Raw genomic sequence first — 18,175 nt, forward strand, 5'->3', positions numbered from 1 at the left:
CCAACACCCCCTGCGGGCGGTCGCGCTTCTTCCAATTTTTTTTGTTGGTTGACACTACCCCCTCACCCCCCCCTTTGCCCGGGGGCACCCCTCCACCGGGCCGGGGCGCGTCGTCCCCCCCCCCCCAACCGCTGGTGGATCACTCGAAGTCCTTGACGTTCTGCAGCGTCACCAGTCCGGCGCCGGTATCCACATTGGCCTCGACGGGTTCCCCACGGATGGCCTTGACGACGGTGTCGATGCCAAGCTCGCCCATTTTTGCAGGAAATTGAGCTACGCTGGCGTCCTCCGCCCCCGACTTGATCGCTTCGATCTCACCGCAGCAGGCGTCAAAGCCGACCACTATGAGGTTGTCGTTGGCAATGCCTGCATTGCTGATCGACTTGACGGCTCCAGGGATCGGCGGGCCGCAGGCCGCGTAGATTGCCTTGAGATCAGGATTGGCCGTCAGAATGTCTTCGGTCACTGACGTGCCAAGTTCCAGCGTGCAGTTGGTTGCACCTTTGCCGACGACCTCGACCTTTACCTCACCCAGTCCCTCCATCATGCCCGTGACCCGGTCATCCAGAGCCGGCACCCCGGGAACGCCTTGCAGAATACCGATCTTGTCACCGCTCTTGAGCACCGTCTTCAGGTATTCTCCGGCGATCTTGCCGCCATTGAGGTTATTGGTCGATACCAACGCCGTCTGGCCTTTCCAGTTGGGGATGCTGTTGTCGACGAGAACCACCTTGATGCCGGCGGCCACCGCCTTGTCGAGCGCCGGCGCGACCGTCGGGTCGACCGGAGTGATTGCAAGCCCTTTGACGCCTTGCGTGATCATGGATTCGATCAGAGCGATCTGGCCTTCAATGTCGGTGGCCGCCTGGCCCTGGCCGGTGACCAGTTCGATCTCCGGATGAGCGGCCGCGTATTTTTTGGCGGCGTCCTCCATGGTCGAGTAGAACGGCACCGGGAATTTCGTGATCAGGCCGATCTTGATCTTGTCTGCGGCCGAAGCCGGCATAGAAAACGCAACGGCGATCGCCAGCCCTGCGAACAGTTTTCGGTTCATTGGCATTGCTTTCCTCCCTTGGATTGAGACGCCTCCCTGCGGGAGACGCTTCAGGCATTTGCGGACCGGAACGGTCCCCAAATCTCGAACGGGTCAGGCTCCAACGATCATGGAAACCAGCTCCTGTTTGTTGTCCTTGGTCGGCACCAGTTCGCCGACCCTGCGGCCCTGGCGAAGCACCACCGCGCGATCGGCGAGTTCGACGACGTGTTCCATGTTGTGAGTGATCAGGATGACGGCATTGCCCTGGTCGCGGAGCGCAGCAACCAGATTGAGCACCTGGCGTGATTCACGCAGGCCGAGTGCGGCGGTCGGCTCATCCAGAATGACAACCTTGCGGGCGAATACGGTCGAGCGGGCCACGGCAATGGCTTGTCTTTGTCCACCCGACATCATGGCGACGACGGCATCCAGCCGCGGCAACGTGACCTTGAGATTCACCAACAGAGCGCGGGTCTCGGCGTCCATTCGGCGCTGCTGCAGAAATCGCAGGCCGCGCGGAAGCCATTGCGGGCCAGCTAACTCGCGACCGGCAAAGAAGTTCTGTCCCGGTGTCAGATTGTCGAACAGCGCCAGGTCCTGATAGACAGTCTCGATGCCGGCGAAGCGCGCATCCGCAGGGGAGCGTATCTGCGTTGGCGCACCATCCAAAAAGATCGCGCCGGCATCGAGTTGGTGCACCCCGCTGATGCATTTGGTTAGCGTCGATTTGCCCGCGCCATTGTCGCCGAGCAGGCCGACGATCTCGCCTCGCCGAACCTCGATGCTGACATCATCCAGCGCCAGAACCGAACCGAAACGCTTGGTAGCACCGCATACCGCCAGCACGGGATTGTCCGCGGTGACCGCATGATCGGCGTTGGCCGCAGCAGCGATCATGACTGCCTCCCGGCTTGCAGGACACGCACACGTCCTTCGAGGTAATTGCGCAGCACGTCGGACTCGACCGCTATGACGATGACGACGCCGATGACGATGAGCTGGAAAAAGACGTTGACGTTGAGCAGGTTGAGCGCGTTGCGGATAACGCCGATCATGATGGCGCCGATCAAGGCATGGCCGAGGTGGCCGCGACCGCCAAGAAAGCTGACGCCGCCAATGATCACCGCCGCGATCGTATCCAGTTCCAGCAGATTGCCGAACAGCGGCGAACCGGCGTCGGTGCGGCCGGCAAGTATGACGGAACCGATGCCCGCGCACAGCCCTGAGATGACATAGACCGAAACCAGGACCAAGGACACGGGAATACCCATGCGCAATGCAGCGTCGGGGCGGCCGCCAACGGCGTAAATCCAGCGCCCCCAGACCATGGTTTTGGCCATGACGAAAAGCACCGCGGCAACGCCCGCGACAACGAAAACCGATCCAGGCAGACCCCAGACCGCGTCGCGGCCAAGCGCATCGATCGAATCCGGCATGCCAGGGATGGCGCGGCCATCGGCCAGTTGCAGCGCCAACCCCTTGGCGATGCTCAATGTTGCCAGCGTGATGATGAAAGGATGCGGCAGTCGGCCGAAGACATAGAAGAGCCCGTTGATCGCGCCGACCGCGGCACCGCAGCCGACCATCACCGCGATCACAACGATGGCGGGGGCGCCAGCATGAAAGCTCAGCGCGCCGACGACGGAAGCCAGCGCAAGGTTCGAGCCGACGGAGAGATCGATGCCGCGTGTCAGGATGACCAGATGCTGGCCCATCGCCACAACCGAGATGACGGCCGTCTGGGCGAGGATGTTGCTGAGATTGCGTCCTGTCAGGAAATAGGGTGACAGAAAGCTGAGGACGGCGACCAGCAGCACCAGGATGACGACCGGACCAGCGCTCAGCAGCATCAGGCCAAGCGCAAGGCCGGGGACGGCTTCTGACTTCCTGGATGCTGGCAACGCGGCCTCGCCGACAGTCGTGCCGGTGTTTCCCGTTTCAGGCAAATTTCCCCTCCCCGCCGCAGCTTGTGCGAGCCGCGTCGTCAAAAACTCAATTCGTGCCTCTTCTTATCGATAAAAAACAACCAGCAGGGTCGGGTCAAGTTGTTTTTTATGGATAAAGTTCATGCTAAAAAGGACAAGGTATTGTTCCAAAGGAAAATCCGATGAGAACGGACACCGTCTACAAGAAGGCCTTCAATCGAGCTGCAAATATGCTGCGCGACGGACAATTGGCCGGCGAACTTCCTTCCGAAAATGAGCTTAGACGGCGAATGTGCGTCAGCCGCACAACCGTCCGAAAGGTTTTGCGAGAACTTGTTAACCGCGAACTTGTCACCGAACGCCACGGCCTCAGAGCGACGGGCCGCGCGGTCGGCGACAACGACTACTACCCGGACGCCGAAACTACGCCTCGCGCCAAACATGTCGAACAGCAGTTCATGGAGTGGATGCTGCGGGGTGACACCAGGCCCGGAACCAGCATCAATGAGCTTGAGCTTGCACGGCAATTCGGTGTTGCGACCAATGGAATTCGCGAATTCCTGATCCGCTTCAGCCGGTTTGGACTGATCGAGAAAAGGCCGAATACAGGCTGGCTGTTCAAGGGTTTCACTGAAGACTTTGCACTTGAGCTCTTCGAGATCCGGGTGATGTTTGAACTGCGTTCGGCACAACTGTTTTCACTGCAGCCGAACAGCTCTCCGCTATGGTCGAAACTCGCCGCGCTCAAGATGGCGCACGCAGACCTGCTGGAGCGAATTGAGAGCCGCTTTCACGACTTCTCCGGCCTGGACAACCGGTTCCACCGGCTCATAAACGAGGCATCACCGAACCGCTTCATCGATGATTTCTACGACATCATCACGTTCATTTTTCACTACCACTATCAGTGGAACAAGCAGGACGAAAAGCAGCGCAACCTTGCCGCAATCCACGAACACATTGCCTATATCGATGCGCTTGAGAGCCGCAACTCCACTCGGATTGAGGTAGCCTGCCGAGCGCATCTGGCTTCAGCAAGGGAAACACTGATGCGTTCGCTTACGGGATTTGATGAAACGAGCATCAATGCATAACGAAAGAGCTTTGAACCTGGGGGGCAAACAGCGCGATGCGGGCGTTTATGATCCGAAGCCGAATTGCGGTGACAGTACCCTTCCAGAACAGGGGAACCGACGCACCTTTTGGATGCGTCGGAACAAAGGTCTACGCGTGGCGGATTTCTGTCCCAAGCACGTTCAGGCACTCGCGGATAAACGCTGCAAGCGCCGTCCAGCCCTTGGCTGAAACCATCGTGCCGTCGACATATGCCTCCGTTGGAGACAGGTCGATATAAGTGCCGCCCGCAAGCGTCACTTCGGGCTCGCACGCCGCCAGTGCGCCGACCTTCTTGCCACGCACGACGCCGTCTACCGCAATCAGGATCTGCACGCCGTGGCAGATCGTGAAAATGGGTTTTTTGCTCTCGTGGAAGTGGCGCACCATCGCCTGCACGCGCTTGTCGGTGCGGATGTATTCGGGGCCGCGACCGCCGGCGCAGTACACAGCGTGGTATTGCTCCAGCTGCTTCTCAGCGTCGGAGAAGGTCTTGTTGATCAGCGCATAGTGGCCGAGCTTTTCGGTGTAGGTCTGATCGCCCTCGAAATCGTGCAGCGATGTTTTGATCACGTCTCCGGCGCTTTTGTCTGGGCACACGACATGGACAGTGTGGCCCACCGCTTCCATCGCCTGCTGGTAGACGAAGATTTCGTATTCCTCGGTGAACTCACCGGTCAGCATTAGGATCTTTTTGCCTGGCATGGTCGTTTCCTTTCCTATGACAACGGCCCGGCGAGCCATATGCTCGACCGGTATTTGAGTTTTTAAAGGGTGAATCGGGGGGTTATTCCTTGGCATTGGCCTGCGTGATCAAAGTGGCGTCCAGCTTCACGTTGCCCCGAACCGGTGCCTGCCCAATCAGGTTGGCGACGGTCATGTAGACAGCCGATACGCCTGCCTTCCCTGCATCGATACGAACCGCAATGGACATCGGGACCGTCTCAGTCGAACGCCAGCAACAAGCGGTCGCGGGAATGCTCGATATGGCGACGCATCGCCTGCTCGGCAGCGGCAGGATCGGCCGCAGCGAAAGCGGCCAGGATGGCCTCATGTTCGTCAAGCGCCTCTTCGGTGACGCGCGAATGGAACATCAGGCGAAATATGTGGAAGTGGGTATGCTGGTGCGCCAGCGTTTCGCGCACGAGTTCGTTGTTGGCGAATTCCATGACCTTGTCATGGAAAATGGCATCCTGGCGGGCGAAGTTGGAATACCTCAGGCGCTCGTCCTTGCCTTCACGGCGCGCCATGACGCCCGCCGATTCCTGAAGCTGTGCGAGCTTTACCTCGTCCATGAGCGCGGCTGCCTTGGCCGCGCCATGAGGCTCGAGCAGCAGGCGAAGCTCGTAGAGTTCGTCAAACCGTCGTTTCGTGATCTGCGGCGCAGCGCGGTAACCGATCAGATGCGTCTTCAGCACCAGGCCTTCGCCTTCGAGCCGGCCGAGCGCCTCGCGGATCGGCGTGTGGGAGACGTTGAATTCCTTGACCAGACTGTCGACCGTGATGCGCGAGCCCGGCGCAATCTTCAGCGACATGAGTTGCGCAAAAATCGCTTCGTAGACGTCCTCAACCAGGCTGCTGGAGCGCTGGATACGCCCGCCGGCGAGGTTCGCTTCGTCTAGACTGGGTAAGTTCATGGCCTGCATGTTTTGCCTCTTGACACATTGAGTTGCTAACACGATGCTCCGACCAATGCAATCCTATATCCTATACGATTTTATAGAGGATATAATTTGAGGCTGTTTCAAGACAAAGCAATCGTACTTGCGATGGCCCTGCTGGAGCAGCGGGCCGACTCCGCGGTCCGGGCTTCCTCACCGTCCGAGCCTGAACGGACCGTCAGCGCTCCGGGCGATGGTTCAACGCGTCGGAACGCAAGCGCGCTGCAACTGGGGTTTGACGTCAAACCCAGCCTTTGGGCCGAGTTGAACGGCCTTTCGCATTCCAATCCAGACATCATCACAGGATGCAGATAATGAGCCTTTTCGCTGCCATAAGGCTGCCGCGCGAAATCCTCTTCGGGAAGGGCCAACGCCACGTCATTCCGGTTGTCGCGGCCAGGCTCGGGCGTCGCGTGCTCGTCTGCACCGATGAACGTTTTGCCGCAACGGGCCCGTTTGGAGAGATCGTCGCGGCGCTGCGAGCCGCCTCGATAGACGTACTGGTGCATGACCGCGTGCTACCCGACGTTCCCCGGGACACCGTTGCCGTCTGCGTCGAGGAAGCACGGAGGTTCGCGCCCGACATGGTGATCGGCATTGGCGGCGGCAGTTGTCTCGATATGGCCAAATGCGCCGCGTTGCTCATCACTCACGGCGGTCAGCTCCAGGATTACTACGGCGAGTTCAAGGTGCCCGGCCCGACGCTGCCGCTGATCGCGGTGCCGACGACAGCCGGCACGGGCTCTGAAGTGACCCCGGTCGCCGTAATCTCCGATCCGGATCGCACCCTGAAGGTCGGCATCTCCAGCCCGTATCTGATCGCGGCCGCGGCCATCTGCGATCCTGAACTGACGATGACATGCCCGCCGGCATTGACGGCGATCGCAGGCGCCGATGCGCTGACGCATGCAATCGAGGCCTTCACCGCCGTCAGGCGGGGGACCGATCCCGGCCTTCCGCAGAAACATGTCTTTATCGGCAAAACCACTTTGACCGATCATTTCGCCCTGCTGGCGATCAAGCTGCTTGGCCGAAGCCTTGAAACGGCATACCGCCAGCCCTCTGACGAGGACGCCCGGGCCGACGTGATGATGGGTGCACTGGCCGCCGGCTGCGCGTTCGGAACGGCCGGCACAGCGGCGGCGCACGCCGTGCAATACCCGGTTGGCGCGATAACCCACACCCCTCACGGATTGGGTGTCGCCACCATGCTGCCATACGTCATGAAGTACAACAGAACAGCCGCAGCGACCGAGATGGCCGAGATCGCCAACGCGCTCTGCCTCGATGCAAAGGGCTGTACACCCGAAGAGTTGGCCGACGCGACCATTGGCGAGGTCAGTCGGCTGTTTGGGGCAATCGGGATCACCCCCTCGTTGGCCGAACTGGGGCTGCCCGCCGATAAGCTCGATTGGACGGCGGAACAAGCGATTGGTATCGAGCGCCTCATCAAGAACAATCCGCGTCCATTCGACTTGGGGTCCATGCGACGCCTGGTCCAGGCCGCCTTTGATGGCGACCTCGCCAGCACCATGTAACAATCGGGAATATCGATATGAACACGTTTTCACAGGTTCTGTCGGATGATCAGGGAATCAGCGACTTCCACACAATCTCGCACGGGCTGTATATTGGCGGCCAATGGCGCCAGTCCGCGGATGGCAGGGTGATTCCGGTCGTCGATCCTTCGACCGAGGCTGTCATCGCCGCTGTGCCCGATGCGACCGTGAACGACGCGGCCGCTGCCGTTGACGCCGCTGCCAAGGCAGCCCACGGCTGGCGGACAACGTCGCCGCGAAGGCGTTCCGAGATCCTCAGACGCTGCTTTGAACTGATGACGGAACGATCCGAGGCGCTGGCGACTCTCATTGCGCTGGAGAACGGCAAGGCTCTGCGGGATGCCCGCGGCGAGATCGCTTATGCCGCGGAATTTTTCCGTTGGAATGCCGAGGAGGCCGTTCGCATTACTGGCGAATTCGGTATTGCGCCTTCCGGCACCAATCGCATCGTGGTCGACTACGAACCGATCGGTATCTGCGTCCTGATCACGCCTTGGAATTTTCCTGCCGCGATGGCGACCCGCAAGATCGCGCCAGCACTTGCCGCTGGATGCACGGTGATCTTGAAGCCAGCCAGCGAGACCCCGCTTACCGCCTACGCGCTGGCCGCGCTCTATCAGGACGCAGGCGTGCCACCGGGGGTGGTCAACGTCCTGACGACCTCCAGTCCCGGCCCTTTGACAGCCGCCATGCTGGCCGACCCGCGAGTGCGCAAGCTCTCCTTCACCGGTTCGACGGGTGTGGGTCGCGCTCTGCTGGCAGAGGCTGCCAGGCATGTGGTTTCTTGTTCGATGGAACTCGGCGGCAACGCACCGTTCATTGTGTTCGACGACGCTGATCTCGAAGCGGCGCTCGATGGCGCAATGGTGGCCAAGATGCGTAACGCCGGTGAGGCCTGTACGGCCGCCAACCGCCTCTACGTGCAATCTGGCATTTACGAAGCCTTCTCGGATGGCCTCAAGAAGCGGATGTCGTCGCTCAAGGTCGGCCCTGGCACCGACCCGGACACGGAATGCGGACCCATGATCACGAAAAAGGCGGTCGAGAAGATAGATCGCCTTGTCATCGACGCGGTCGCACGCGGCGCGCGGGTCATGTGCGGCGGCTCAGTCCTGTCCGGAACTGGTTTCTTCTACCCTCCTACAGTGCTTCGCGACGTGCCAGGCGACGCAAAGATGGCGCATGAGGAGATATTCGGGCCCGTGGCGCCGATCTCGAGCTTCGACACCGAGGCTGAGGTCATCACACGCGCCAATGACACCGAATATGGGCTTGCTGCCTACATCTACACGCGCGATCTGGCGCGCGGCATGCGGGTGGCCTCCCGGATCGAGGCCGGGATGATCGCTGTCAACCGGGGGCTGATGTCCGATCCGGCGGCCCCCTTCGGCGGCGTTAAGCAGAGTGGGCTCGGCCGCGAGGGAGGGCAGCATCACGGCATTGCCGAGTTCATGGAGGCGAAATACCTCGCCATCAGCATGTGAGCGGAGAAAGCATGCAAGACGATCCCTTTCGCATCCGCGACCACGTCGCGGATTTTGACGAAATCGTGCAGGACTTCGTTGGCCGCAGCGAGGCCGCCCGCGCCACCATTGCGATGACCGCGGACGTGGCCTGCGGACCGGATCCGACCGAAACCATGGATCTGTTCTTTCCCGCGGGGAAAAGAACGGCGCTGCCGGTGCACATCTTTGTCCATGGCGGCTACTGGAGAATGTTCTCCAAGCGCGACTATTCATATGTCGCGACGACGATTACCCAGGCCGGGGCCATTGCCGTCATCCTTGATTATGCTCTGATGCCCAAGGTCCGAATGGCGACGATCGTCGACCAGGTGCGCCGCGCCAAGCAGTGGATCCTGGCCAACATCGCCGATCATGGCGGAAACCCGGCGGCCCTGACTGTCAGTGGTCATTCGGCTGGAGCACATCTTGCAACGTTTCTGTTCAACGACGAGCATACCCCCTCGAATGTAAGGGCAGCTCTTCTGCTGAGCGGGCTCTACGATTTGAAACCGCTCCAGGATTCCTTTCTCGCCGACGAGATTGGAATAACCGACGAGGAAGTCGCCATGTTTACGCCGCTCGCCTGTCGGCATGATCCTCAAACCAGGGCGGCGGTTCTGGTCGGAGCCAATGAGACGCCACCCTTCCATCAGCAAGCCGATCGATTCAAAGCAAGCTTGCTGCGGCAGGGATCGTTGGTAACGTCGCATGTGCTCCCGAACCGCAACCACATGGACAGTGTCAGAGATCTTGGCGTGCCAGGGACGGAGGCTGCTGATTGCCTGACAGAACTGATCGCCAAGGCTCGCTGACTACCCTGCCGAGATACCGCTCACCCAGCGCAGCTTGACCGCAAGCGGTCCGCATTCGCTCCGGATGAGTTCGAGGCGACATCGCGGATCCCTGCGCCACTGCGTCCAGCCGCTGGTATCCACGTCCTAAATGTCGATGCGCTGCTCGCTATCCGGATCGAACAGGTTGACGCTCGCCGGATCGACGGCAAGAAATATTGGCTCTTTGCGCCGGCCGGCAAACCTCGGCGGCAGGCGCGCGATGATCGCGTTCTCGCCGACCTGCACAGTCACCATGGTTTCAGGCCCGGTGGGCTCTACCACGTCGATCTCCCCAATGATCGAAGCTCGATTCTCCGCAACGGTTCTCAGCTCTTCAGGCCGTATGCCCAACATCACCGGTCGCTCAGAGTCCACCTGCCGGTTCCGCGTCGGCAACACGATCGATACACCGCTCGCTTGAAACCGGACACCCTCCGAATCCGGGACCAGTCGTCCGGCAAGGAAGTTCATTGCCGGAGATCCGATGAAACTTGCCACGAACATATTGGCGGGCCGTTCATAGATGGTGCGCGGATCGCCCAATTGCTGGATGTAGCCGCTTTTCATGACGGCCACCTTGGTGCCCAGCGTCATCGCCTCGATCTGATCATGCGTGACATAGACGATGCTCGTGCCGAGACGCTCGTGCAGGCGCTTGATCTCCGTGCGCATTTCCACGCGAAGCTTGGCATCGAGATTGGACAATGGCTCGTCGAAGAGGAACAGCTCCGGGTCGCGCACGATCGCGCGGCCCATCGCAACGCGCTGCCGCTGTCCGCCCGAAAGATTGGCGGGGCGTCGGTCGAGCAGATGGGAGATTTGCAACATTCGCGCGGCATCTTCAACGGCACGCGTGCGCTGGTCGGCGCCCACGCCACGCATTTCCAATCCGAAGCCGATATTCCTCGCGACCGACATGGTGGGATAAAGCGCGTAGGATTGGAACACCATCGCGATATTGCGGTCCTTGGGCGCAAGGTCGAGGACCGAGCGTCCACCGATCAGGATGTCACCGCCGGACGTGTCGTCGAGGCCGGCAATCATATTGAGCAAGGTCGACTTGCCGCATCCGGACGGCCCGAGCAGAACCAGAAAGCCTCCGTCCTCGAGCTCGATGTCGACCCCGTGAAGAACCTGTACGGAGCCATAGGACTTGCGCACGTCCCTGATGGAAAGTGTCGCCATGCGAGTACTCCTAGCCTTTGATGGCGCCTGCGGTCAGCCCCTGAACCATGGTTCGCTGGACAATCGCGAAGAGCACGATGACCGGGATGATGCTGAGAATGCCGCCTGCCGCCAGAACGCCCCAAGGAAGCTGGAACTCTCCGACCATCAGTTGCAGGCCCACGGGCCAGGTGCGAGACCCCTGCCCGGTCGTGAGCATCAGGGCGAACAGGAACTCATTCCAGGCCGCGATGGCAATGAACACCGAACTTGCGACCAGGCCGTTCCGCGCAAGGGGCATGACGATACGGACCATGGCGCCAAGCCTTGTCGAGCCGTCGATGCGAGCCGCGCTCTCGAGTTCCTTAGGTGCCGAATCGAAGAACCCCTTAAGCATCCACACGAACAGCGGCAGCAGGAAACTCGTATAGGCAAGCGCTAGGCCGAAACGGCTGTCGACGAGCCCCACACCGCGCATAACAACATAAAGGGGAATGATCATCATGACTGCGGGAAACATGCGAACGACAAGATAGCCGAGCATGAGCTGATCTCGGCCTCGAAACGCGAAGCGAGAAAATGCATAGGCGGCAAGCGTGCCCGTGACGACGCAGATCGTCACCGTCAGCAAGGTAACGACGAGGCTGTTGCCTATAAGCCGTGGGAAACCTGACTGCGTCCAGATGGCGACATAATTGTCGAAGGTAACGCGGCTCGGGAGGTACTGCATCGTCTGGGTGACAATGTCGGCCTCATATTTGAGGGATGTCAGGAACATCCAGATCATCGGACCGATGCAGAACACCGTCAGGCTTGCGAGCACGATGTAGGTGGCGATGTTCGCGATCATCCGCCGGTGACGCTTGCTTTCAATCATCGCCCTGTCCTTTGGTAATCCTGGAGATGCGGATATACCCGGCCGCGAAGATCATCAGGGTCACGAACATCACCACCGACAGGGCGGATGCGTAGCCGAAATTGAACTCCTTGTAGGCAGTCTGAAAGGCGTACAACGACAGCACTTGCGTGGCATCTCCCGGTCCGCCACCGGTGAGAATGAGGAGCAGATCGGGCGAATTGACCAGACCGATCACGCGCAGGATCACTGCCGCCGCGATGACGGTCTTGAGCATCGGCAAGGTGATCAGCCTGAGCTGCGCCGCCAGGCCTGCGCCGTCGACCGCCGCTGCCCTGTAGAGATCCTCGGGAATACCCTTCAGGCCCGCGAGCAGCAGCAGCGCGAAGAATGGAAACCCATGCCAGGCCTCGACGAGAATGGTCGCCGCAAGCGCAGTATTGGGATCAGCAAACCATGCCTTGTAGGCCTGCAGGACGCCTAGCCGGACAAGAAGATCGTTGATGACTCCGAGCCGCGGATCGAGCAGCAAGGCCCACATATGGCCCGCTACGACATTGGGCAGGAAGTAGGGAAGCAGGATGAGCACGGCGAAGATTTTCGTGCCCGGCAAATCCCTGTTGAGAGCTGTCGCGGCGAGAAGACCAAGCGATAGTTCCAGCACGACCGCGGCAGCAACCCACACGACGGTGTTCTTCAATGCGATCCAGAATACCGGGTCTGACCACATCGCTAGATAATGTTTGAAGCCGACCCAGCCATCCAACCCGGGACGCGTCAGACGCATCTCGCGAAAGCTGATTGCCATGCCGTAAAGCGTCGGATAGGCGATCACGAGAAGGATAAGGGCGAGGCTGGGAAGGAGCAGCAAATACATCCAGTATCGGGTCTCGGACAGTTCGCCGAGAGCCCGCATAGGCAGATATCTGCTCGAGCTTATTATCATGAATCTGCGATGCGAAAGCACCGTCCCGTTGCGTTCTGAGCACGGCTGCACGTCCGGGGATCAGCGGAGCGCCGCCTCCAGGGCCTGGATCATGCGGTCTACTGCCTGTTCCGGCGTCGACTGACCCGTCAGCACCGACTGGAAAGCGGGATTGACGACATTTTCGGACCAGCCCGCGGCGCCGACGAAATTGTTCGGCAGGCGTCCGAACTTGAGCGTTTCCGTCGCCGCATTATAGATCGGATTGCCGGTGATCCGCTGATCCTGCAGCGCAGCGGCGGAGGCCGGAAAATAGCCGGTCCCCTCGAGCAGGGCCAGGGCAGCGTCCGTTTGGCCCCAGAAGCTCACCCACCGCCAGGCAGCCTCGATATTGTCTTCCTTCATGACGCCGTTGCCGGCGTACGCGACGCGAGCGACATGCGCCTTCGGACCGGCCGGCATCGGCGCGGTCGAGAATTGTTCGCCCTGCTTCATCGCACTCGAGATTTCGTTCAGCGAACCGGTATGATGCCACACCATCGCAGTCTGCCCGGTGCGGAAGGCTTCCATGATCTGACGGTAGCTGTCGTGGGGCGCGCTCGGCGGCACGACCTTTTCCTTCAAGAAGAGATCGGAATAGAACGTTATCGCCTCAATCGCCGCGGCCCTCTCGATGGCCGGCTGCCCATCCTTGACGATCGGCGAGCCGAACGCCTCCATGACATCGATGACATATTTGAAACCGCCGGCGCCGGCGCGCATGCCGAAGGCATACCTGCCCTTCGAAGGATTGGTCAGTTTGCGGGATGCCTGAAGGAATTCGTCGAAATTTCGGGGTGGCCCGGTCAGTCCAGCTTCCTCGAAATAGTCTGCGCGGTAGTACATCCAGTCAACGAAGGCGAAGGCGGGAACCGCATAAATGGCGCCATTGCTGGAAAGCCCGGTCCAGCGATTGTCGGGAAAGTTCGCCTTGCCCTCCCACCCATTCACGCGCTCGGTAAGATCGATCAATCCCTCCATCGCGGTAAGATCGGCGAAGCGCTCGGCAATCACCATGGCGGTATCGGGACGCCCGCCGGCCAGCACGGCCGATGAAACCTTGGCCATATATTCCGAGTTCGGGATGTTTTCCTGGGTCACCGCCACATCTGCGTTGGCCGCCTGAAACAATCCGATGATCTTGAGTAAGCTGGCCATTTCCGACTGACTGGTGAAGTGGTGCCAGTAACTGATGGCACTCGCGGCACGGGCACCACCAATGCGCCCTGCCATCGCGAGGGCCGCCGAACCCACGAGAAACTGCCTTTTGTTCAACCGCATGCGAACCTCCAAGATATCAGATCAGCAGACTGATCGATCAGTTGGAGTGTTGGGTAACATCATTTCCCAAGCCGTGCAACCGCGCCGGAGAGGCAAGCAACGACGTGTCAGACCAGACCAAGGTTCCGCTGCATGGCCGCCTGGAAATGGGACTGCAGCTTTGCTTCGGCAGCGTCGGCATTCCTGGTGCTGCAAGCCTCAAGGATGTCGAGGTGTTCCTTGAGCGTCCGGATCATGATCGGCGAGGTGAGTTTGCTGTCCAGCCGCAACAGACGTAGATAATTGTGCATGCGCCGATAGGTGCTATCGATCAAGGGATTGCGCAGCGCGCCGATGATTGCGCCATGCAGCTCTCCCTCCAGCGCATCCATCTCCTCCAGTTGCTCCTTTCCCACACCCTCCCGTTCGATGCGCCGGACCAGCCGAGAGTGCCGCATTTCCAGGGCATTCATGACGGCTTCATCGCCCTGCTCGGCAAAGACGCGAATTGCCGAACGCTCTATGATGGCGCGGAATTGGTAGGTGGCGCGCGTGAGCTCCATGCCAGGTTTTATGAACTGGATTCCGGAGCGTGGATGGATGGTGAGAATTCCTTCTGCTTCGAGCTTGCGCAGAGCGTCACGAAGCGGAGCGACGGGCACGTCAACAATCGCGGACAGTTCGCTCTGCGAAACGAATGCCCCGACCGGAACGCGCCTGTCGAACAAGCGTTCCAGAATTCGTTCGTAGGCAACATCGCTCATACGGGTGGCCGCCACCAGGGTATGAGAGATGGCTTTTGCTTTGCCCACCACTTGCGGCACCTCCATTGATTCGGTACTGAGACATCTTAGCTGATAGATCAGTGCGTTATACTAAACGATCAGAAAGCCCCGGTGATGAGCCTTTCGCATTTTCGTATAACCCGATTTCAGTTCGCCCGCGACCGGGTAATCGGGGACAGTCAGGTTCGAGCCGACGATGTAAACGTCGCTGCGCTGGAACTCGTTTCGAAAAGTGGTGAAGTGGGACTGGGCTTCATCCAGACGCTCTTCAATCCCCTGCCCGACCAGACTGAGATTGAGACCGTTTTCGAAAACGAGGTTTGGCCGGGGCTGAAAGGACATAAGGCGATCGCGCTGGTTCATCGTGTGAACCGCCCGCGCGGTGGCAATCAGCGGGCGTACTCCCTGCCTTTTCATGAAGCGATCCAGGTGGCGCTTTGGGATCTTGCGGCAAAGGAAGCTGGCCTACCCCTTCACGTGCTGCTCGGCAGTCGTCGCAACCGTGTGAAAGCCTACGCCAGTGGCCTCGATTTTCACCTCGACGATGATGCTTTCGTTTCCTTGTTTTCCCACGCGGCATCGCTTGGCTATTCCGCTTTCAAGATCAAGGTCGGCCACCCGGATTTCGGTCGCGATCTGCGGCGCCTGGAGCTGTTGAAAACCTGCGTGCCGGCAGGCTCGGAAATCATGATCGACCCGAACGAGGCGTGGACCTCGAAGGAAGCGCTAATGAAATTGGTGGCGATCCGCGATGCCGGCCACGATCTTCTCTGGGTCGAGGATCCAATCCTGCGTCACGACCACGAAGGATTGAGAATGCTCAGGCAGGCAATGACATGGACTCAGATCAACAGCGGCGAGTATCTGGATCTTCAAGGCAAACGGCTTCTTCTGGAAGCCCACGCAGCCGACATCCTGAATGTCCACGGTCAAGTCACCGATGTTATGCACATTGGTTGGCTGGCCGCCGAGCTCGGCATCCCGGTCAGCATCGGCAACACCTTTCTGGAGATCGGCGTGCACATGGCGGTCGCGCTTCCGGAAGTCGAATGGCTGGAATATTCGTTTCAGAACTTCGATCATCTGGTGGAACAGCCCATCGAAATCCGGGACGGCTACGTCTATGCGCCCGATCGACCTGGCCATGGATTGGTACTGTCCGAAAAAGCGCGCGGCGAATGGATGAGACCAAGGCGCCTGATACGGTCGGAACTGGGTACCGCGCCAGAAAATGCACGCCTCCCTGGCAAGTGAGTGAATGACCGAGCCAGCTTGGGAGTTGGCGATGCATGGCACAATTCACGCCACCTCGAAGACCACATGTCCGAAGAACGTGCCGACACGATGCGCGCGATCATCTCCTGGGGCGCTACGCCGAGTTGTTCGGCTACGACGAGCCGTCGAAGCAATTCGACCTCGAGAACCCGGCGTGAGCGAGTTCGCATGGCTGTCTTCTCAGGAACATTCCATGATTTCGATCGAACAGGCTGCCAATTAATTTGGGCATCGTCCTGCCGCGCGGGTCCGGGATCGGGTTCCTCGGTGCTGGAATTATGTTTCTCAAGAAGGAACTGAACGTGTGCGACCTCAATACTGCGCCGACCCGCTGGTCTTCCGCCGCGTTCGGCGTCCTCGCCAAGCCCGCCGGACGCTCCTCGCCGCGGTCGCGGCTGGTTAACCGAGTTCGAGCCCAGTTTCTCGTCCGTGTGGTCTGCCGCAATCCCGACGTCGGCATCGGTCATCTGAGCCTTCGGCGCCTCGACCGCCCCGATCTGAAGAGCACCCGCGCGTTTCGAGGTAACGTCCAGCAATCGGCGACAACCCGCAACCAATGCCGGTTGAAGCTGTTGTGGGACGGCTCGGCCTCGAGCCTGCGGTTTCGGCAGCGCGATAGTCTAGGGCGTCGAGACCTTGATAGAGTGTCGAAGATAGCTTCCGGCCTGGTTTCCACCGCCATACGAACTGCGGCGGGTGATCAATTGGCTGTCACATGAACCAGCTCATGAGCATTCCGACCATGCACATCGCCATAGCGATCGTGGAGGCCCATCCCAGCCAGCGCAGCCAGCCCTTGACGGTGAAGTCGCCCATGACCTTTGGCTGGCCTGTCATTATCATCATGACCGTCATGACCGGAACGGCGACGACACCGTTGACGACGGCTGTCCAATACAGCGCCTTGATCGGATCGATTGGACCGAACGTGATCGCTGCTCCGAGCCCCGTGGCCGCGGCAAGAGTGCTGTAAAACGCCACAGCCTCCCCAGGTCTGCGCGACAACCCCACGGGCCATCGTCTCGCCTCGCCAATGGCGTAAGCCGCCGCGCCGGCCAGGATCGGTACCGCCAGCAACCCTGTCCCGACGATGCCGAAAGCGAAGATAGCAAAGGCAAAATCGCCGACGATCGGCCGCAGCGCCTCGGCCGCCTGAGCGGATGTCTCGACGTCGGTGATGCCGGCTTTGTTCAAGGTCGCCGCGGTCGCGAAGATGATCGCCAGCGCGATGACGTTGGAGAATGCCATGCCTATGAGAGTGTCGGCGCGTATTCGCGAGAACGCGTCGACCGCCTGACGTGGAGCCCTCAACAACGATTTTCTGCGATGATTTGAGTGGACCTCTTCGGCCTCCTCTGACGCCTGCCAGAAGAAGAGATAGGGCGAAATCGTCGTGCCGAAGATAGCGAGAAGCGTAGTGAAGAACTCGTTGCTCCAGACAATTCGCGGGACCAGCACGCCACCCAGTGCTTCGGCCCAGGGAACTTGCACAGCAAACACGACAGCGACATACGAGAACAGGCTCAACGTCATCCATTTCAAGATGAGCGCGTAGCGATCGTAGTTCACGAAAACGATTCCAATTACGCAAATGGCTGCGAACAGGACGACATAGAGAACGGTCGGGCCGCCGATTAGAAGCTTCGTCGCATCGGCCATGGCGCTGAGATCGGCGCCGATGTTGACGGTATTTGCGATGAACAGAAGAGTTACGATGGACTGTAGAAGCCAATTCGGATAGTGGCGGCATAGATTGCCTGCGATGCCGTGGCCGGTGGTCCTTCCGATGCGCGCACTGATTTCCTGAATCGCGACCATCAGAGGATAGGTCAGCAGCATCGTCCATCCGATTGCGAACCCGAGTTGGGCCCCCGCCTGGCTATAGGTGCCGATCCCGGATGGATCATCGTCCGACGCGCCAGTGATGAGGCCCGGCCCCAGTCTGCGGAGGATCGTCTTCTTCACGGGAGAGACAGATGAACTCGGTCGATTTTTCTTGGAAGGCGCCAGCTCATCCATTGCGTCGGGTCCACAGAGCAAAGCCAGCAGCACCAGTAGCTGCCGCGATTTCGCCAATAGCAATACCGTAGAAACGTGCCACTTTGGCGGACGATCTGCGCCCTCCGAAGGCAGAAGTTACAGGTTCGAATCCTGTCGGGTGCAGCATTGCCGCAGTTCGCTTGCCGACAACTATTCCTGCTGGAATTGACAGGGCCAATCTTCAGGCCTCGTCAAGCCA

18 protein-coding genes are annotated in these 18,175 nt (G+C 59.9%); 6 read left to right on the plus strand and 12 right to left on the minus strand.

Annotated elements, in window-relative coordinates:
• Positions 1-139 precede the first annotated feature (139 nt).
• The 3 genes from NKG95_RS33290 to NKG95_RS33300 all read right to left on the minus strand — a co-directional run bounded on the left by NKG95_RS33290 (position 140) and on the right by NKG95_RS33300 (position 2,982).
• Entirely contained in the window at positions 140-1,006 is an 867-nt protein-coding gene (locus NKG95_RS33290) for a sugar ABC transporter substrate-binding protein (RefSeq protein ID WP_502912609.1), read from the minus strand.
• Between the two features lie 141 nt (positions 1,007-1,147).
• A complete protein-coding gene (locus tag NKG95_RS33295) occupies positions 1,148-1,933 on the minus strand; it encodes an ATP-binding cassette domain-containing protein (protein WP_352588826.1) in 786 nt (261 codons plus the stop codon).
• Positions 1,930-2,982 carry an ABC transporter permease gene (locus tag NKG95_RS33300; protein WP_353043771.1) on the minus strand — a complete coding sequence of 351 codons (1,053 nt, stop codon included), beginning with the start codon at positions 2,980-2,982 and terminating at the stop codon, positions 1,930-1,932. The genes NKG95_RS33295 and NKG95_RS33300 overlap by 4 nt, the downstream gene beginning before the upstream one ends.
• Before the next feature lie 161 nt (positions 2,983-3,143).
• Between NKG95_RS33300 and NKG95_RS33305 the strand changes: the two genes are divergently transcribed.
• Positions 3,144-4,055 (plus strand): GntR family transcriptional regulator, encoded by a 912-nt coding sequence (locus NKG95_RS33305; RefSeq protein WP_352849020.1) that lies wholly within the window; start codon positions 3,144-3,146, stop codon positions 4,053-4,055.
• 130 nt (positions 4,056-4,185) lie between these two features.
• On the opposite strand, the gene NKG95_RS33310 is transcribed toward NKG95_RS33305, so the two are convergent.
• The 3 genes from NKG95_RS33310 to NKG95_RS33320 form a co-directional block, all read right to left on the minus strand.
• A complete protein-coding gene (locus NKG95_RS33310) occupies positions 4,186-4,779 on the minus strand; it encodes a DJ-1/PfpI family protein (protein ID WP_352549507.1) in 594 nt (197 codons plus the stop codon).
• Between the two features lie 82 nt (positions 4,780-4,861).
• The gene (locus tag NKG95_RS33315) at positions 4,862-5,008 is read right to left on the minus strand and encodes a hypothetical protein (RefSeq protein WP_502914017.1); all 147 of its coding nucleotides are present in this window, start codon (positions 5,006-5,008) and stop codon (positions 4,862-4,864) included.
• Between the two features lie 10 nt (positions 5,009-5,018).
• Entirely contained in the window at positions 5,019-5,720 is a 702-nt protein-coding gene (locus tag NKG95_RS33320; RefSeq protein ID WP_023718518.1) for a GntR family transcriptional regulator, read from the minus strand.
• Between the two features lie 329 nt (positions 5,721-6,049).
• Between NKG95_RS33320 and NKG95_RS33325 the strand changes: the two genes are divergently transcribed.
• From NKG95_RS33325 to NKG95_RS33335, 3 genes are read left to right on the plus strand one after another with little or no spacing between them, the layout of a single operon-like run.
• Positions 6,050-7,273 carry an iron-containing alcohol dehydrogenase gene (locus NKG95_RS33325; protein ID WP_353043772.1) on the plus strand — a complete coding sequence of 408 codons (1,224 nt, stop codon included), beginning with the start codon at positions 6,050-6,052 and terminating at the stop codon, positions 7,271-7,273.
• A 17-nt stretch (positions 7,274-7,290) separates the two neighbouring features.
• A complete protein-coding gene (locus NKG95_RS33330) occupies positions 7,291-8,778 on the plus strand; it encodes an NAD-dependent succinate-semialdehyde dehydrogenase (RefSeq protein ID WP_353043773.1) in 1,488 nt (495 codons plus the stop codon).
• An 11-nt stretch (positions 8,779-8,789) separates the two neighbouring features.
• Positions 8,790-9,611 (plus strand): alpha/beta hydrolase, encoded by an 822-nt coding sequence (locus tag NKG95_RS33335; RefSeq protein ID WP_353043774.1) that lies wholly within the window; start codon positions 8,790-8,792, stop codon positions 9,609-9,611.
• A gap of 126 nt (positions 9,612-9,737) precedes the next feature.
• On the opposite strand, the gene NKG95_RS33340 is transcribed toward NKG95_RS33335, so the two are convergent.
• The 5 genes from NKG95_RS33340 to NKG95_RS33360 form a co-directional block, all read right to left on the minus strand.
• Positions 9,738-10,817 carry an ABC transporter ATP-binding protein gene (locus NKG95_RS33340; protein WP_353043775.1) on the minus strand — a complete coding sequence of 360 codons (1,080 nt, stop codon included), beginning with the start codon at positions 10,815-10,817 and terminating at the stop codon, positions 9,738-9,740.
• A 10-nt stretch (positions 10,818-10,827) separates the two neighbouring features.
• Entirely contained in the window at positions 10,828-11,673 is an 846-nt protein-coding gene (locus tag NKG95_RS33345) for a carbohydrate ABC transporter permease (RefSeq protein WP_352484910.1), read from the minus strand.
• Positions 11,666-12,529 carry a carbohydrate ABC transporter permease gene (locus NKG95_RS33350; protein WP_245278558.1) on the minus strand — a complete coding sequence of 288 codons (864 nt, stop codon included), beginning with the start codon at positions 12,527-12,529 and terminating at the stop codon, positions 11,666-11,668. The genes NKG95_RS33345 and NKG95_RS33350 overlap by 8 nt, the downstream gene beginning before the upstream one ends.
• Positions 12,530-12,658: 129 nt before the next feature.
• Positions 12,659-13,897 (minus strand): extracellular solute-binding protein, encoded by a 1,239-nt coding sequence (locus NKG95_RS33355; RefSeq protein WP_353043776.1) that lies wholly within the window; start codon positions 13,895-13,897, stop codon positions 12,659-12,661.
• 107 nt (positions 13,898-14,004) lie between these two features.
• A complete protein-coding gene (locus tag NKG95_RS33360; protein WP_502895979.1) occupies positions 14,005-14,640 on the minus strand; it encodes a GntR family transcriptional regulator in 636 nt (211 codons plus the stop codon).
• Positions 14,641-14,775: 135 nt separating this feature from the next.
• Here NKG95_RS33360 and NKG95_RS33365 point away from each other — a divergent pair, with 135 nt between their 5' ends.
• Together NKG95_RS33365 and NKG95_RS33370 are read left to right on the plus strand one after the other, a co-directional pair.
• The gene (locus NKG95_RS33365; RefSeq protein WP_353043778.1) at positions 14,776-15,915 is read left to right on the plus strand and encodes a mandelate racemase/muconate lactonizing enzyme family protein; all 1,140 of its coding nucleotides are present in this window, start codon (positions 14,776-14,778) and stop codon (positions 15,913-15,915) included.
• A 299-nt stretch (positions 15,916-16,214) separates the two neighbouring features.
• Positions 16,215-16,655, plus strand: coding sequence for a hypothetical protein (locus tag NKG95_RS33370; protein ID WP_198030477.1), 441 nt, complete (start codon positions 16,215-16,217; stop codon positions 16,653-16,655).
• Here NKG95_RS33370 and NKG95_RS33375 read toward each other — a convergent pair.
• Complete coding sequence (locus NKG95_RS33375) at positions 16,648-17,955, minus strand: NRAMP family divalent metal transporter (RefSeq protein WP_353043779.1); 1,308 nt, start codon at positions 17,953-17,955, stop codon at positions 16,648-16,650. The two genes, NKG95_RS33370 and NKG95_RS33375, sit on opposite strands and share 8 nt — an antisense overlap.
• Positions 17,956-18,175: the final 220 nt, after the last annotated feature.

This window comes from Mesorhizobium sp. M1423 (assembly GCF_040317575.1).
GTDB lineage: Bacteria > Pseudomonadota > Alphaproteobacteria > Rhizobiales > Rhizobiaceae > Mesorhizobium.